The sequence below is a fragment of the Legionella qingyii genome, from assembly GCF_003184185.1.
The window spans coordinates 31,625-48,090 of record NZ_QHJG01000017.1; the positions used below are offsets into that span (position 1 = coordinate 31,625).

Genomic DNA, 16,466 nt, shown 5'->3' on the forward strand with positions numbered 1-16,466 from the left:
AATTCTAGATTAGAAAACTAATGCGTTACAAAATAACACTATTACTCACTTCACTTTATTTTTTGATGTCCTTTTCCGCTCTAGCCCAGGAACTTTCCGTCGCACATGGTTATCAGGTTGGAGTCTTTGCTGCTCCAGCTGATCATGTGCATTATCCTGCAATAACACTTGACCTCCTCCGGTGAGCTGAACCAGATCGCATTCGGACAGATTTCGCAAGCTGTTGTGATCTTTGGCTGGCGAGCCTTGTCTAATGCTGAAAGTGTTGGGCTTTTTACTGCCTCTTCTATTGCCTGTGGCTGTTCCAACAGCCTCATGGTTTCCAGAAGTTCTTCTTCGATGGTTTTGTTGGTTTGATCTTGATTGTTCATGAGATTTCTCCTGTTCAAAATTTAGCTTTTGACGTTGGTTTTCCAAATCCAAATCAGCAAAAGTGATTGGCATTTGATATTGAATAACAATTTGCAAGATAATCTTTTTAAATAGTGGAGACCCGCTCACACAAATACAGTCACAGTAGCGCTTCCTTGCCATTTCCAATGCTCTTTTAAGCGCAGGAATAGACCCGCCTTTAGAAATGATAATTTCTTTTCCATTGTCTCTAATAACACCGTTACCCTTTTTATAAATCTCAGTGCCTTCTTTAGTAACAGAGTCGATTGGTCCAAAATTTAAAGAAGGAAAAACTGAGTCTGCACCTGATATGGTGTAATCATGGTTATTTTTACGATTACGATAACGCATTGCCACTAAGGCATCCTGGTCGCCACCTTGCGCTTTTTGTTTCAGCCAATCAGCCCAGGTTTTGTTTTGGTGGGAATCTATTAACCGGCTACGTTCTTTTGCGTAATTTTTCCTTATGCTATCAATATCATTAAGCAAAGTTTTGTTTATGTGCTGATATAGATACTTTTTCTGTACTTTAGAAAGGTTCATTAATTTCAAAGCCGCTCGTTTAATTCGCCCTCGCTTTTTCGCCTTTTCAATAAGTTTAACTCTAGCCTCGCGTAACTGCTTAAGCTTTTCTGTAATAAAGAGTTTATTGTGTGATTTTTCATGCTGAAATTCAGCATATAGATTGGAACCAATTACTTTTTTATTTAATGGTTCATAACGATATACATTTGATACATGTTCATTGTCTTCTGAATAGCATGGTACGAATAAACCTAGTCTGGATTCGAGATTTTTTTTAGAGAAGGTTCTAGAAATTGAACTTGCTTTAACGGTAAGCCCTTGGACATTACAAAACACAAAACCATTGGCTTTAACACGCATCATCAATCCATGCTCTGCCAAATTACTATGAATCACCTTCCAGCTACTGGCTGCCTCGATTTTTTCTTTGCAGTGCCGCTTCATCCAATTAATCAAGCTTTCAATACCTGAATGGTATTCCATATCGTCAGCAATATTTTCTGAACGGCTTTTACGAGTTTGATGATTAGTTATTTTAAGATCTAATTCAGTTTCGAGCTTGGATGCAACCTCGGCAAAGGTCTTATATGCCCTATAAGGTTCAATCATATTAAAAGTTTGGGGATGAATTTTATTAATCGCAACATGAATATGAAGATTGTCTGTGTCATGATGAACAACGGAGATTCTTTGATGTTCTTTAAATCCAATCGACGATGCCACTCTGTCTTCAATTTCTTGTAAAGCTTGAGATGAAGGATTTTCTCCTGGGGCGAAAGAAATGAGCATATGATAGGTTTTATCGCCCAACGCTCGCTGGTTTCTAGCCTGTGTTGCCAATACCTCCTGAACAGCCCAAATGGGATCGATACTATTACAGTTTGATAATCTGACTTTACCCACACGTTCCTTCTTATTTTGTGTATTACAAAGGTACTGAACAAGACCCGAAAAACTACTAAGCCTTGTTTTCTTCATAGGAATATGGCGAATAATCATAGTTTTTTTACCACTTCAAACATCGCATCCTGAGTGGTTTGAATACGTGCTAACAATGTTTTTATTGCTTGGAGGTCGAAGTGTGCAACACGTTTATCCTGAGTCAACCATAGTTTTAACAGTCCACCAAGCCGTCCTAAGTCTCCATTAATCTTGGCTAACTGCAGTATATAATCCTTATCAACATTACTTTGAATTTGATAACCGAGACTAATCCTTCTTAAATACTCGGCAATTGAAAGCCCAGCTGTAGCTGCATTCGATTTAATTTGAATTTCTTCAGAAGGCAAAACAGGTACGCGAAGATGACGACCATTTTTTCTGGTGGATGTTTTAAGTTTCTCGTCCATAAGGATGCCGACCTCTTAATTAAGTGGTTATGCAATCCTTTGAGTATCGATTTGATCTCAAAACACAGTTTTTTTGTTGAGCACCGAAGGTGCGAATAAGATTAATGAGGTTTGGTAGCCAGCTTGCTGGTTAGCTAACTTCACCTATCTTGCCCTGCGTTTTAAGTTCATTAAATGGGATACTATCAGGTAATTTTATGTAATTTCAAGGTTATTTTTCGTAACGCCCTATTAATTACTTATAATTACCATTAATTACGATAAGTTACACTTAAGTACGTTTAATGGTTTATTTAATTACGCTAAAAGGAAGGAAAATTACATACCCTATTGCAGTCTAACGTAATATTTCATACCATCGAAGAGAACAACAATAAATTGACAATATGACATGGGAAACTCCCTCAGCGAACGAATCGCAGCCAAGCAGATAAATAGGAAATGCTCTGATAAATCGGTCAACAAAGCCGCTTTTCTTGCGCTAAAAAAAGATATCGCTTCAGCGCTAGCCGACGGCTGGTCTATAAAGCTTGTCTGGGAAACCTTAGTTGAAGAAGGCAAAATCTCATTTTCATATAAAACATTTTGTGGCTATGTAGCACGTTTGATTGCTGCAGAAAAAAAGCCATCTATGCAGGAGAACACCAAGGATGAACAGGCTAAAAGTAAGGCAAAAAACGAAATTCGCGGCTTTACTTTTAATCCCAAACCCAACTTGGAGGAACTCTTGTAATGGCAAAAATACATATCACACTGCAGGGAAAAGGCGGTGTCGGCAAATCATTTATTTCAGCAACCACTGCACAATACAAATATCACAAAGGCCAAGCCCCATTGTGCATTGACACCGACCCTATCAATTCAACCTTTCATGGTTTTAAAGCCTTAAATGTTGACCATATTCAAGTCATGAGCGGCGATGAAATCAACCCACGGCTTTTCGATGCCCTCATCGAAAAAATTGTCGTAACAACTAATGATGTAGTCATTGACAACGGTGCCAGTTCTTTTGTACCGCTATCTCATTACCTCATAAGCAACCAAGTTCCAGCTTTATTAAAAGAATTAGGCCATGAAATGGTGATTCATACGGTCATCACCGGCGGCCAGGCCTTGTTGGACACCATTAATGGTTTTGCACAGCTGATTGACCAGTTTTCAAATGAAGCACAGTTTGTCGTCTGGCTCAATCCCTATTGGGGAGCCATAGAGCATGAGGGCAAAGCCTTTGAACAAATGAAAGCTTACCGAGATAACAAAGATCGAATATCAGCCTTAATTCAAATTCCTGACCTGAAAAAAGAAACCTACAGCCGGGATCTAACAGAGATGCTACAACAAAAACTAACTTTTAATGAAGTACTGGCAATGCCAGAAAAAAACCTTATGACCCGTCAGCGATTAAAGATCATTCGCGATCAGTTGTTCGGCCAATTAGATAATGCCATGGTGATCTAATGTCAGATAAATTTAATGAGGTCATTCAGGACATCGCTGTAAGACATGGTGTGGTTTTAGGCAAAGATGATCCAATCCTTATCCTTCAGACCATGAATGTAAAACTGCTTGAGGAAAACCGCCGCGTGCAAGAGGCTATGCTAGCGAAGTTCAGAGAGGAAATTGAGAGTATTTCCTCTCAATGGAAGGATGACGCTAAGGAAAAAGCGGAAAAAATTCTTAACCTGACTTTAGCAGGAAGTAAAGAGGTTATGTCCAAACTAATACACGACTCTACCAATGAATCCATAGAAGCTATGAAAAATATGATATCTAGCTCATTGGCTGAGGCTCGTGATATAACACAACAGGCTCGGACATTTAGTAGGTATGCATTGCTGTCATCAACCGTCATTTTGATTGGTTCTTGTTTGTTTATCTTTATTTCTCTCGAGCATATTTTAAGGTAGCAAAATATTTTATGGAAATACGGGGATCAAAAGATCTTTACAAATCTTTCTTGCTGTATTGGGATTAATTTGTACATGTCTAGGTACAGTCGATATACCCAATTTATTAATTGTATTGATATAAATATCATGTTTGCTACCATGACGATGTAGCTTACAATCATGATTCTCTAGATGTTTGATGAATTGATGACGATTTATCAATTATAACTTCCTTGGTAATTTTATAATCATGAATTCCTTTGATGTCAGCAATAATTGACAAGGCTTCTTTTAAGTTATCTCTAACTTCATTTAGATCATCGCCTTGGGTATTTATACCCGATATTTGTTCAATGTAGGCAGAGAAACCAAATTCGTCCTGTTCAATAACTGCTGTCAATTTCATGGGATTCATAATATTTTCCATCCATTACATATGATAAATTATAGAGCATTTTGTATTTAATAAATACGACACTTAAATAATTTTTTTTTTGAACTTTATCAAAAGCAATTATTTAATAGAAATACTTATTGTTGGGTGGCCCTATCTTTAATTAAGTATACCAATAATTGTTCAACCTAATTAGGAAATTAGAATATTAATGAGAAGGATATCTAATACTCTAGATACTAATTACGTGATATGGCCATGAAGCAATCATATTCAATAGAAACAAAACCATTAACATTGTATTGATAAAAAAAAGAACTTAATTCCTCTTTAATAACTAAATCAAATAAATTCAAATCAATATCGGACGTGGATAGAAACAGATACTCCAATCCTTGTTGAGTAACTTGGTGAGTATGATGAAATTTAAATAATTTATATTTTTCTTTGCCATATAATTGATTCAGCAATTCATACGAATCAGTCTGTACCTGAATTGCTAGAGCATGTTCTTTTTTGTGGTTGTTAATAATTTTATTATATTCTTTTGCGCAATCTGTTTTGCAGCTGTTACGTGAGTTCCACACAGTAATTATTTTAAAATGATTATTTGCAGCATTGGCAATTATATCTTTTAACTTATCTATATTCATCCAATGTAATGATTGTGGAAAGATAAAAGCATCAATACTAGCCGCAGGTAAACTAACCTCTTCAGCACTAGACTCTATAAAAGTTAACTTATCATAGTCAATTAGCTCTGCCCTGCACTCTGCAAGCATTTCAGCACAAGGTTCCACTGCATAAATCTCATAACCGTACTTAATTAAGTCTTTTGTAAAAATACCCGTGCCACATCCAAATTCAACGATTTTTGAACCAGACTTTAATAATCTAGCCAGATACTCAAAAACAGAATCCGGATATTTAGGCCTGGAATGTTTATAGAAATATGCTTTTTGAGAAAAAATAGTCTTATGACAAACTGGAGCATCATCACTCATGTAATAGTCTCAACTCTAATATTCTAAAACCAATTTAGCAGCAAACTCTCCTGCAATTTTTCCAAATACGGATCCAGCCATAAGACCACTGCCCCCAGCATAATTCCCCCAGAACAATCCTCCAACAATTTCTCCGCAAGCAAATAAATTATGAAAAGGAGTATTATTTTCTCTAACTACCTGGGTGTTTTTATTAATTTTCAAACCACCATAAGTAAATGTAATTCCCGCCTTTACAGGAAAAGCGAAATAGGGAGGTTTATTAATTGCAATAGCCCAATTACTTTTTGGCAAATCAAGATTGAGAGTACTTATTCCATCTAACCTACTCAAATTAATTTTTCTCGTGGTTGTTGCTTGATTGAAATGATCAATATTTTTTTCAAATTCTATACAGTTAATATCAAGCTTTTTCGCCAATTCAACCAGTGAGCCTGCTTCAACATAATTTCCATCTTCAAAATAACTTTGAGGTAAAAATCTTGCTGTTTTATGGTCAAAAATTTGATATGCCAGTTGATTAGGCTGTTCAATGATTTTTCTTCCCAGCTTTGCATAAAGAAAATTAGGCAGGTTTTCACCTTCATCAAAAAATCTTTGCCCCTGATTATTCACTGAAACACCATAATTGAATGCATATCTTGAGTTATTTTGACTTTCCTCATTTTCTCCAGGAAGCATATAGGATTTTAAACGGCTATTTTGAGGCGTTGCATGGCATTCAGAGTAATCGCCATAAAGAACGCCACCAATATTTGAAGCAGACACAATCCCTTGCCCGGTATTAAATGGAACACCTCTTAATGCGGTATCCTCCCAATGAGTACCAAGATATTTTTTCCTCATTGATGAGTTTGATTCGTAGCTCCCGCACGCGAGGATGATTGTTTTTGCTTTGATAGAAATTTGCTTATTTCTATATAATACTTTTGCTTCCTTAACGTAATTATCACATGCCACCAAATCTATAAGTTCACATTCATAAACGATATGAACCCCATGACGCTCAGCCACAGAAAAATTGATATTCTGTAATTCTCTGCCACCGCCAACAATCCTAATAGGCAAGCTACCAGCGAGTATACGTGGCTTTATTTCCCATCTATGCCCAAGGTTATGTAACCAGCGAGCCGTATCATATGAGTTTTTAACAAGAATTGAGGATAATTCAGAGTCAGCACGATTATTTGAAACGTGCATTAAATCACTATAAAACTCATTTTCTGAGTAAGTTAAATAATGTTTTTCTAAACGCGCTACTTGTTCTTCATTTATTTCAGATAAATTTAATAACATTAATAGGTCGTCAATATCTGAATGGGCAAATCTAAAATTCATTGTAAGAGAGCTGTTTCCACCACGCTCCTCATAACTGGCTTTTTCAATTACTACGACATTTGGAGTTTTGCACACAGCAGAAATTGCAGCACAAAGTCCAGCATTCCCTCCACCAATGACAAGTACATCTATCTCTTTTATCTGTTCTAAATCCAACATCTTTTTAATTCAATTTCATTTGTGATAAACAACCAGATTCCTTAAATCCAAATTTACGATATAAGTTCAATGCAGGAATATTGGATTCATCTACAAATAAAAATGCTCCTTTATATTTACCACAAATATCATTTAACAACTTGGATAAAAGTAATTGGCTAAAACCATGCCCTCTATGCTTTTCATCTGTATAAACATAACTGAGGCAACGATAACCTTTTATTTCTCTGATCCATGCTGCAATACTTACAACCTCGTCGCTTACTTTTAAGCCCATAAACTCTCTTGAGGAAGATAAAATTAATTTCTTGGCCTCTTCTTCATCCAGAGCCACATTCAATCGCTCCTTGGAAAACTTGGCAACAAGAACATCTGCGCCAAAATCGTTAAGGGATTCTCCCTTAAGAAATTCAAAATCTGATGATAGCGAAGTAATATATTCATTTACTTCTTTAGACATCAAAAGCATTTTTGCGCTACTGTATTTTTCACTTAATGTTTGTAAGTAATCCCCGATTTTATCGACTAACTCTTCAGCACCTTCAATAATCTTAATGATGTAATTCGCTTTTAAATGAATGAAAATATCTAAAGCACTTTTAGGATCTGTAGCTGCAGAAAAAAATAAGCTATTTTTTTTAGGATTAAATACAGCTAATTTTTCATTTGAAACTTTGAATATTTGTATGGGTTCAGTGACACTTTGGTTTTCAATTAAAGCAAGTAACTTACTATTTAGTAATAATTGACTGTACATAATTCCTAATTCAGTATCACCAAGTGTCTTACATTCAACTATCATGATTTTGACGGCTCCATCCTTATTGAGGATTTTATAAAGCATAATGCAGAACAAATACAACATGCACTAGCTAACAAATATATTTTTTGATAATCCGTAATGGTTAATAACAAACCTGCCAGCAAGCTGCCTAGCCCACCAATAATAGAAACATAGGTCTTGCGAGCAGCACCAATCAATCGCCAATCAGAAGCCTCTTCAGCACAATCTTGAAAGAAACTTTGCCATACAGGCAGCGAAAATGTATGAACAAACGCTAAAAAAGAAATCATTATAACAAAAAGGTAGACTGAATTATGGGTTGCGATAATAAGAAACGGTATTGCATAAGATAAACGCAACCATTGTGCTTGAGATGAATTGATAATTCGCTTTTTCGTAATTAAAGAAACTATAAAAGCTCCCAAGAAGCTAAATGTAAATTGAGAAACATAATAAAAAGATATTAATCTATCGCTTACATTAAAAGATTCTTTTAAGACATAAATGACAGAGCCATTTAGCAGAAATAAAGACATTGCAAGAAAACCATGCGAAATAGTCAAATTTCTAGATTTTTGTTTAAACAAAATGAATAAGGTAATTGGCTGTGTAGACATACGTGTAAAAGCTTGGCCTACACACCTTAAGTTACTTACTAACATTGCAGCGAATAGATAGGTTACAGAATCTATAATGAAAACAGTCGAAGAAGATCCCCATGCCAACAAGGGTACAGTCAAAGATGACCCCAAGATTGTGCCAAAATTTTCATAGGATTTTGTAATGCCAATTAGATTTTGACGAGAGTTTGCTGACTCATGACTAATTGTTCCAATTAAACTTTCATAATAACCACGACTACACGTATTAAGAATTGACGATAACATGGTCACCATAAAGAAGCTTGGAACGAGAAGAGAGTCACTAACCCAGGCTAAAATCAGAATCGTTATTGCTAGAAGAAAATTGCATATCACTAAAGAGGATTTATCGTTATTTCCTATTTTAAAACGTCCAATTACTTGGCAAGCAACAAAATTACCCAATAGTTGAACGAATACCTGCAAGGCCATTATTAATGGATTATGAGTTTTGTTGTATATCATTAATGGAATAAATATTATCGACATAGCGCAACCTAAAGATGAAACTCCGGCGCTTAATGCCAACCATTTTATGTCAGATATTTGTTTCATTATTCATTCTCAACAAAAGGGATCTGGCGGAACAGCCGATATCTTGTTATTTTGTACCATCGTCCTAACTAAAGGTTTTGTAAGTAACTCTTCAGAGAATGCTTTTACCAGATAATAACTACCCCATTGTCTGAGTTCAGCAACATATAAAAGACTTAAATTTTTAAAATATTTAGAAATGATTTTTTCAAAACTTGTATCTTCAAAATGTTGCTTGTCCAAATTGGACAGTAACTTACGCTCCAAATGCTCTTCTTGTTGCGCGGCAATTTCTCCAGACAAGGTATTTAATCTTTGAATAGTATCCAAACGATTTCCTATATTACTGTTCCGCTGACGACAAAGTAGATCAGTAATTAATAATAAAGCCTCTTCTCTAGCTTTTTTTAAGGAATATTCCCAACTTGCACTACAGCGAGAACCACAATACATAATCGAATTGTTTTTGGATTTAACAATGGCCAATACAAAAGGGACAGGAATATTTACAACAGTATAATACTCAATGAAATAATCATCTTTTACGAGTTCCCTCTTTATTTGATACAACTGATAATCAAAGTACCAAAGTCTACACAATATATCTCGTTCAATAAGTTCATAAACGGCATGTTGAATTGCAAGGTCTAAATTAACATGCAGACTTAAACCACTGGCTGAAGCCAATTCATTATTTGTGCGTACTAATATTGATTCAGCAGATATTCTTTTTTCCTGAGTCTCCTCTGCAAAAATAGTTTTTGCCAGAAAGCCCTCATGCAATTTTTTTTCTGAGTAACTTGCACTGAAAGAAAGCATCCTTTCCAAAACCTCATAGCTGGATCTATGGACTACTTCTTCTAAGTCATAGCCCGCAGCATGGCCAAAAAAACGATGTGAAATGGATTGCTTATCTCTAATCGAAGAGACACTATCAGAAATAATCAAATTTGAATCGAGCGGATGATAAAACCAAGAAAATCTTATTGGAATTTTTTCTATTTCTAATTTTCCAGTATTAAAGCGCATTCCTTAAAACTCTCACGGATTAGTTTCCCATTATCAGTTAATTCCGCATCCTTCGAGTAAACAGAATTAAGACCAATTTCAAATTGTAATTGGCATAGTTGAAGTCGATCTCGAAATCTTGAAGCATAGCCTTTAAATGATAATTTCTTAAAGACCCGAATCATCCTGGCCAAAACAAAAGTAGCATGAAAAACACCCAGCATCGGCCTTAAATCGTCGCGTATTGGAGCTCTAAATTTATACTCATCATCAGGATTTAGAACAAACTTTTCCTGAAAAAACATTGCATGTAATCGTAAATGTGATACTTCATGAACGATATGCTCTATCCAATAGCCAACTTGATCATCATGGGGATCAGGTATTCTTAACCAGACAGCACCCATTGTATCTCCTGATGCCTGACCTCGAAGTACTCTGCCTTGAAAGATTTTAATGGAAGAGATAAGTATCGATATTTCATGAGCAACATCCATATCACCTGTATTGATCAGGTCAATTGCTTTTCTTATGTTAGAAGCATGAAACTCTAATTGTTTGCTAGAAACTGGTCTGACCAATGTGGTCTCACCACAAATATTTTTTTGTTCATATCGTCTCATTTTTGAGACATAAGAAGTTTCCCAAAACTCCGATAAAACAGAACTGATTCGTAATTCTTGCTCATATATTCCATATGTTTTCAACCATGATACATGTTGAATAGCATCCATTATTTTATCAATAGATGTGGATTTTATGGCATCGCGCAATTCTTGGGTGTATAAAAAAAATGCTGGAGAAAGTTTTTGACTACAATCTATTTCTTGTATGAACTCCGCAAGATCATTTAGGTCATAGCGGAGTTTTTTTTCACAATTCTTCAATAAATCCAATAAATCATTTTTTTGTTTCTCTGCAGCATAAATTATAAGTTTTTTCGCCCCTTCTTCATCTGGAATAGATGTGGAAAGTAGTGAATTAGCTGACATATTTACCCCGCGACAATCCTTTAACAAGAATAAAAGAAACAAAAGGAAATTTAGATTAATCTTCCTGCATGGGTCTTAACATAGACGCATCAAATTCGCCTACATCATCAAACACAACAGTTTCATCATTATCTAGATCGATTTCAGAAGATTGATTATTGATAATAGTATCCATCTGTAACTCCGTTTATATACATTTTTCAGGAACATTCTAAACCGAGAATGTTATTCTTATGAAGAATAAAGAACGCGCGAAATTTAATAGATATAAATAATGCATGCAAGCTTTTATTTAATTTTTTTCAGAACTTGTGCAAATAATCTCTGAAAGAATTAAAAATTAGGCTCTATACAATGATATCCAAGCATATTCATACACTAATTACTCATTATAGAAGGTTATTCTTCAGTTAATGAAATAACGATTACTCTCTTAATTGTTTTGCTTTAATAAATAGATTATTACACTCGTCTTCCATCACTCCACCAATCAAGTGACAGCTATAAAAATCTGGCGTTTTAGACAGAACTTCCTCAGCCCTAAGCTGAATCTGCCTACCAAATAAATCGTGTAAAAAAGATATTGAACTACCGTAAATTACTTTAGGTATCATCGCCCAATAAATGGCAGCGGCACACATAGGACAAGGCTCAGCAGTTGTGTAGAGGCTCAATTTGCTGACATCACCATCAAAACCATTATTAAACAGCGTATGTATAACCGACAATTCACCATGCATCAAAGGATGATGGTGCGCACTATTAACTGATTTTAAAAGAATGTCTTTGTTATCATAAACAATTATGGCACCATATGGGGCTATTGGGTTTTCTGATGCTATCTTTATTGTTTCTGCCATAAAATCATAAATATTCTTATCCATCATTGCTTCTCTTTGGTTGAATATAATTTTCATCAAACTTGTTAGCACTAATTTTGTAATCGGTATCAATTCTAAATGGATTCAGGTTAGATAATTCATCATAGATATCCACTTTTTCTTTCACCTTGAGAAAATAGATTAATAGAATTGATATTGGCGCCAACACGATTTCATAAGATATTTTATATGCATCCTCAAATAGGATAACACTTGCCAGTTTATCAGTTGGTACAATACCGTAAAATGCTACCAGGGAAAACAAACTAACATCAATTATGATTCCAAAAGCGGAGGATGTTGCGATTCTTGTCCAAACCGTGGTAATAAATTCTTTTTTAAGCGAAATCCCCCTCCTTCGCTGTCTTAATTTTATAATTGAAATTACAGTCGAGTTAATTGTCATCCCTAGAAAAAAAGCTGTCGCCGAAGCAATAAACATTCGCGCTTGATTATGTAAAATTAATTTAAATGAGCTATTCACACCTACGGCTAGCAGGTTAGTTATCCAAACATCGAACACAAAAAGTAAATTGCAAAATATAACGAACAGAACCATTTGTTTAGTACGCTCGATACCATAGACATCCGTCATCATATCAGCAGCGAGATAAGCCAAAGAAAATACAATTCCACCCACATTAATAGTCAAAAAACCAATTGAGATGAATTTAGCCGCCATCGTTTTAGATGCAATAAAAAATACGATGCTGGAGCAGAAAAGAATGTGGTGATATTTGAAAATATTATTAGTTTTGTTATCCGCTACACTGGGCAGCTGAAATTTAAACACTTGCTTATTTACGTTCTTCTTACGATCCGATTGTTCAACATTCGCAATAATACCCATCAACACACGTGAAAAAATATTTAAAAAGCAATAAATCAAAGGTGGAATAATAAGCTGAGAAGCACCGACTATATCTTTAGGGCTAAGCCATAACATATTTAGCAGCGAAAATATCATGAGAGAAGCTAACATCACATGACTGGCTTCTTTTTCGTTAGAGGCTTTTGAAAAAGCGGATGGCAAAAGAACAGCAGCCCATAAAAACATCGAGCTCTCAATGAGGTAGAATAAATTCCTACCAAGCACCTGCGTATAGATATCCTGCATTTGCCAGAATGAAGATGCAGGTAACCAAATAGCAAATTTTAAAAACAAAATGTAGATAGCGCGAAATAAAATCACCAAGTACACGGCATGGCGCAGGTAGGCAAAGCCATAAATGTTTTGTATCAGCTGAAAGAAAAAAAATACAACTGGCCACCACAGAAATTCTGATGCTATTGGTATTCCAAATAAATTGATAACTTGTGCTTCTGCAGGAACAGTAATTAAGGTGAAGAAGACTGTAAAGCCTATCAATGTATGAAACAATTTAAATTGAAGTGGCGTTTTTGATTTACCTATCAATTGGCTACTCATCAACAAACACTCGCTTTAAGCCAGTAAAACATTTTGTTTTAAAATTCAGTTGCTTCTTTTCCAAGATGGTGAGCTGTTCAGCATGTGCACCAAATTGCTGTCCCATATCAAAGACAACACGGGGATCAATGAGATAAATCATATCCGACTTTACAAAATTGGCTACTGACATCTCCTGATTAACACGTTTGTTCGCGATGTGAAACGCCACTGATAATATATTGGTATCTGGATCAGTAAAGATTCGATCAATCCGGATTAGATAGGGTTCTCTCACCTGTCGAGTGAATCGCACAACGATTTGCTGATAGATAATGCGTAGAAATTTACTTTTGGGGCTCCATTTTTCCATGGTTACATCCTTACAACTTAAACAACTTACTTTTTAGAGCGCAATTTTTGGTGTACCTCAAGGATCACGCCTACAACAGTGTATAAACTCTCATCATAAATTTCTACAGGCAATTTGGGATTGATGGGATACAAATAACTCTCGCTCCCCTCAACAACATATTTTCTTATTGAGTAATGTGTTGAACCATTCTTTTTAACAACAATATATGAACGATCATCTGGTTTGATATCTGGATTTATAATGAGTAGCGAGTTTTGTGGGAATGTTGGTTCATATAAATCAGTATCGATTGCAAGAGCATAATATTCCCCATCAACATCATTCTCTGCCCATCGATACCATTCTTTTGGTGAGTTTGATTGCGCTACCTTACTAAATTCAAAAACAGGTAAAGGTCTTGTTACTTCTTGCTGCTCATATTCCCCTTTGCGAACGATAGGTTCTAAACCGAGTAATTGTTCAATGCTGATATTAAAGTAGTTTGCAATCTGAACTAGAGTACTGGCTTTCGGATCGGTCACGTCACCATTCAAAATTCTGGTGATTTTATTGGTTGGGATTCCTAAGTTTCGCGCGAGTGCAGCCGGTGAGAGTTTTCTATCACGCCCAATTAAATCGTTAAGTGTCTGCGCCAATAACAATTGGCTCGATTCATTCAAAATAGTATTAGACATACCTTGACTTAGTTACATTCATGTAATAAATTACACCGGCGTAATTAATTACACTGATGTAAAAATAGATACTACCATAATTTACGCCAATTTCATGTAGATTATTAGTGACTTTGTAGAAATTATTACCCAATTAGCGCAATCACCAGCATTTATATACATACTTTGCAGTAAGGAGGAGGTCAATCTATGGAACACCATTCAAAGCTGAACATTTACAAAGGAATGATTCAGTATATCTTAGACTCAACACACTACACCCTCAAACACATCGCTCAGCTGTCAAACTCATCTCTTGATAACCTTAGAATGATCTATTGCAACGATTCAGTTCCAAACAATTTTAAATCTGAAATTGAGCTTATGAAGCTATATCAGATTGTTCTTGAAATAAATAAGAATCAGGAAAATAGCTCTCTTACTGGATTACGAAGGCACTTTTATGGAGAGCAAGCTTATGTTTAAAACATTTACTAGCGGTAAGTCCGACAACCAAGCCGATACCATAAACCGAACAAAATTGGATACAAAGGAGATCACCATGATCGAAGGAGTACAACAGCTAATTTCACAAAAAGTATTATTCGTACCAGACCTTGAAAAAATGATCGGCAGAAACAGAGTCACCCTACGCCGCTGGTGGCTTACAGGTAAATTTCCCCGTCCGGTCAAACTTAATGGCACAACACTTGCGTGGCATAGCGATGAAATAGATGAATGGATTGAACAAACTATTTTAAATGGTGAAAAAGATGCATTATAATACTACCAATATATTAGACAAGCAGGCTTTCAGCCTGCTTTTTTTTGTCCGAACTATTGGCTCAACCCCAATTATGGTAAATTAAAAAGTACCCAGCAAAGTACCCAGAAAAATATTTTTATATAAAAATTGATTTAAAATTGGATGTGTAACTGATTGATTTTAAAGGGGATTTTTTGGTCGGGACGGAAGGATTTGAACCTTCGACCACTAGCACCCCATGCTAGTACGCTACCAGGCTGCGCTACGCCCCGACTTGGTCGGCAAATGATAACTAAGTCTGGGAGAAATAACAAGGGGTTATTGGATGATAGTTGTTTTTTGCCTGGGGCAACGCGGTCGAATCCGAGATCTTTGCTCCTCTTAACCCGGGTTGAGCTGCGCTGCACCAGGATACTGCTAGTGCATTTATTTTTGAGGTAATGATTCATTGAGTGCTTTCTAAAAGGATAATGCCACAGGCATTTATTCCTGAATTACACCGTGCTTGCTTTTCTTTCTTTTGAATTGACCAGTATGGACCGTAAGGCTTCACACTTTGATGTACCGAGGGAGATAAGTGTATGGTCATCCATAAATAAGTACCTTTATCTTTTGGACTTGGCCATTGGTAATAACACACTAAATTATTATTTGAATTAATAAGTGCTTGCATAAAACCTATATTCTCAGGGGCTTTCCAGCCCTGATACTCCATCTGCCAGTATAATTTTTCTACTTGAAATGCTTCGGGATCATATTGATGTTTTTGCACAATATTAGGTGGAGGACAAAAATGAACTTCCTCAGCTACTTTCTCTTGCGTGAATTTATTCCAAATTTTTTCCATGTATTCATGAATTGACGGATGAAAATGAACTCCTGCCATAACGCCAACAACAAAAACAATGAGAACTAAGAAAATAATTTTTAAATATGAATACACTTAAAAGCTCCTAACAACTCTTCAAGGCTTCTGTAAGCACTTGAAGAGTATCAATTATTACAATAATGTTTTAATCTTCTGAGCCTCAAATTTAGAGTGTGCAATTTGAATGTATTGTTTGCAGCTTAGTAATTCTGCATATTGCAGAGCTGCTACTGCATTATTCAATATCTCTTTTGCTACATCAGAAGTGTCTTCCATAATTAAAAAAGATGCGGTGCTCATTTGTACGGAGGCCATATAAAGCTTATTAATGCAAATCTTTTTTTCCTGATTATCTGCCAAGGATAACACCACTCGTGAAAGCTCATAGCACTGATTGGCTAAAAACTCCTTGCTTGGCCCGGACTGCACATTCATACTTAATACAGGTAAACTTAATACTAACGCTCTTTTTAAAATCATTTTAAACATAGATACTCCTGTAAG

The 16,466-nt window shown here is 35.7% G+C and carries 21 protein-coding genes and 1 tRNA gene; 5 read left to right on the forward strand and 17 right to left on the reverse strand.

Annotated features, from left to right (window positions below; translation table 11 throughout):
• Positions 1-45 precede the first annotated feature (45 nt).
• Together traI and traJ are read right to left on the reverse strand one after the other, a co-directional pair.
• Positions 46-1,917: a TraI/MobA(P) family conjugative relaxase gene (gene traI, locus DGG96_RS11315; protein WP_110142769.1), complete on the reverse strand. Its 1,872-nt coding sequence runs from the start codon at positions 1,915-1,917 to the stop codon at positions 46-48.
• Positions 1,914-2,267, reverse strand: a complete 354-nt coding sequence (gene traJ / locus DGG96_RS11320; protein WP_110142770.1) for a conjugal transfer transcriptional regulator TraJ — start codon at positions 2,265-2,267, stop codon at positions 1,914-1,916. The genes traI and traJ overlap by 4 nt, the downstream gene beginning before the upstream one ends.
• A gap of 391 nt (positions 2,268-2,658) precedes the next feature.
• On the opposite strand from traJ, the gene DGG96_RS11325 reads away from it, so the two are divergent.
• Genes DGG96_RS11325 through DGG96_RS11335 form a run of 3 tightly spaced genes read left to right on the forward strand, consistent with a single transcriptional unit; the run spans position 2,659 to position 4,174 of the window.
• Complete coding sequence (locus DGG96_RS11325; protein WP_110142771.1) at positions 2,659-3,000, forward strand: TraK family protein; 342 nt, start codon at positions 2,659-2,661, stop codon at positions 2,998-3,000.
• Positions 3,000-3,725, forward strand: coding sequence for an ArsA-related P-loop ATPase (locus DGG96_RS11330; protein WP_110142772.1), 726 nt, complete (start codon positions 3,000-3,002; stop codon positions 3,723-3,725). The genes DGG96_RS11325 and DGG96_RS11330 overlap by 1 nt, the downstream gene beginning before the upstream one ends.
• Positions 3,725-4,174, forward strand: coding sequence for a conjugal transfer protein TraM (locus DGG96_RS11335; protein WP_110142773.1), 450 nt, complete (start codon positions 3,725-3,727; stop codon positions 4,172-4,174). Before DGG96_RS11330 ends, DGG96_RS11335 begins: the two co-directional genes overlap by 1 nt.
• Positions 4,175-4,183: 9 nt before the next feature.
• Here the strand turns inward: DGG96_RS11335 and DGG96_RS21415 are convergent, their stop codons facing one another.
• From DGG96_RS21415 to DGG96_RS11395, 12 genes are all read right to left on the reverse strand, one after another.
• A complete protein-coding gene (locus tag DGG96_RS21415; protein ID WP_199742194.1) occupies positions 4,184-4,378 on the reverse strand; it encodes a type II toxin-antitoxin system HicA family toxin in 195 nt (64 codons plus the stop codon).
• Entirely contained in the window at positions 4,335-4,571 is a 237-nt protein-coding gene (locus tag DGG96_RS11345) for a type II toxin-antitoxin system HicB family antitoxin (RefSeq protein WP_110142774.1), read from the reverse strand. Before DGG96_RS11345 ends, DGG96_RS21415 begins: the two co-directional genes overlap by 44 nt.
• Before the next feature lie 218 nt (positions 4,572-4,789).
• Positions 4,790-5,554, reverse strand: coding sequence for a class I SAM-dependent methyltransferase (locus DGG96_RS11350; RefSeq protein ID WP_110142775.1), 765 nt, complete (start codon positions 5,552-5,554; stop codon positions 4,790-4,792).
• A 15-nt stretch (positions 5,555-5,569) separates the two neighbouring features.
• Positions 5,570-7,051, reverse strand: a complete 1,482-nt coding sequence (tcuA, locus tag DGG96_RS11355; protein ID WP_110142776.1) for an FAD-dependent tricarballylate dehydrogenase TcuA — start codon at positions 7,049-7,051, stop codon at positions 5,570-5,572.
• A gap of 4 nt (positions 7,052-7,055) precedes the next feature.
• Entirely contained in the window at positions 7,056-7,853 is a 798-nt protein-coding gene (locus DGG96_RS11360) for a GNAT family N-acetyltransferase (RefSeq protein ID WP_158618879.1), read from the reverse strand.
• Complete coding sequence (locus DGG96_RS11365) at positions 7,850-9,031, reverse strand: MFS transporter (RefSeq protein WP_110142778.1); 1,182 nt, start codon at positions 9,029-9,031, stop codon at positions 7,850-7,852. Before DGG96_RS11365 ends, DGG96_RS11360 begins: the two co-directional genes overlap by 4 nt.
• Before the next feature lie 9 nt (positions 9,032-9,040).
• The gene (locus DGG96_RS11370) at positions 9,041-10,039 is read right to left on the reverse strand and encodes a YcaO-like family protein (protein ID WP_110142779.1); all 999 of its coding nucleotides are present in this window, start codon (positions 10,037-10,039) and stop codon (positions 9,041-9,043) included.
• A complete protein-coding gene (locus DGG96_RS11375) occupies positions 10,015-11,010 on the reverse strand; it encodes an aKG-HExxH-type peptide beta-hydroxylase (protein ID WP_115504293.1) in 996 nt (331 codons plus the stop codon). Before DGG96_RS11375 ends, DGG96_RS11370 begins: the two co-directional genes overlap by 25 nt.
• Positions 11,011-11,435: 425 nt before the next feature.
• Positions 11,436-11,897 carry a nucleoside deaminase gene (locus DGG96_RS11380; RefSeq protein ID WP_233590590.1) on the reverse strand — a complete coding sequence of 154 codons (462 nt, stop codon included), beginning with the start codon at positions 11,895-11,897 and terminating at the stop codon, positions 11,436-11,438.
• The gene (locus DGG96_RS11385; protein ID WP_110142780.1) at positions 11,887-13,320 is read right to left on the reverse strand and encodes a VUT family protein; all 1,434 of its coding nucleotides are present in this window, start codon (positions 13,318-13,320) and stop codon (positions 11,887-11,889) included. The genes DGG96_RS11380 and DGG96_RS11385 overlap by 11 nt, the downstream gene beginning before the upstream one ends.
• Complete coding sequence (locus tag DGG96_RS11390) at positions 13,313-13,672, reverse strand: hypothetical protein (RefSeq protein ID WP_110142781.1); 360 nt, start codon at positions 13,670-13,672, stop codon at positions 13,313-13,315. The genes DGG96_RS11385 and DGG96_RS11390 overlap by 8 nt, the downstream gene beginning before the upstream one ends.
• A 26-nt stretch (positions 13,673-13,698) precedes the next feature.
• Positions 13,699-14,349, reverse strand: coding sequence for a helix-turn-helix domain-containing protein (locus tag DGG96_RS11395; protein ID WP_110142782.1), 651 nt, complete (start codon positions 14,347-14,349; stop codon positions 13,699-13,701).
• A 189-nt stretch (positions 14,350-14,538) separates the two neighbouring features.
• Between DGG96_RS11395 and DGG96_RS11400 the strand changes: the two genes are divergently transcribed.
• Both DGG96_RS11400 and DGG96_RS11405 read left to right on the forward strand, forming a co-directional pair.
• The gene (locus DGG96_RS11400; protein WP_110142783.1) at positions 14,539-14,814 is read left to right on the forward strand and encodes a hypothetical protein; all 276 of its coding nucleotides are present in this window, start codon (positions 14,539-14,541) and stop codon (positions 14,812-14,814) included.
• Between the two features lie 76 nt (positions 14,815-14,890).
• Complete coding sequence (locus DGG96_RS11405; protein ID WP_110142825.1) at positions 14,891-15,112, forward strand: helix-turn-helix transcriptional regulator; 222 nt, start codon at positions 14,891-14,893, stop codon at positions 15,110-15,112.
• Positions 15,113-15,289: 177 nt separating this feature from the next.
• Here the strand turns inward: DGG96_RS11405 and DGG96_RS11410 are convergent.
• The 3 genes from DGG96_RS11410 to DGG96_RS11420 form a co-directional block, all read right to left on the reverse strand.
• A tRNA-Pro gene (locus tag DGG96_RS11410) sits at positions 15,290-15,366 on the reverse strand.
• A 173-nt stretch (positions 15,367-15,539) separates the two neighbouring features.
• Complete coding sequence (locus DGG96_RS11415; protein WP_110142784.1) at positions 15,540-16,037, reverse strand: hypothetical protein; 498 nt, start codon at positions 16,035-16,037, stop codon at positions 15,540-15,542.
• Positions 16,038-16,094: 57 nt separating this feature from the next.
• The gene (locus tag DGG96_RS11420; RefSeq protein WP_110142785.1) at positions 16,095-16,451 is read right to left on the reverse strand and encodes a hypothetical protein; all 357 of its coding nucleotides are present in this window, start codon (positions 16,449-16,451) and stop codon (positions 16,095-16,097) included.
• Between the last annotated feature and the right edge of the window lie 15 nt (positions 16,452-16,466).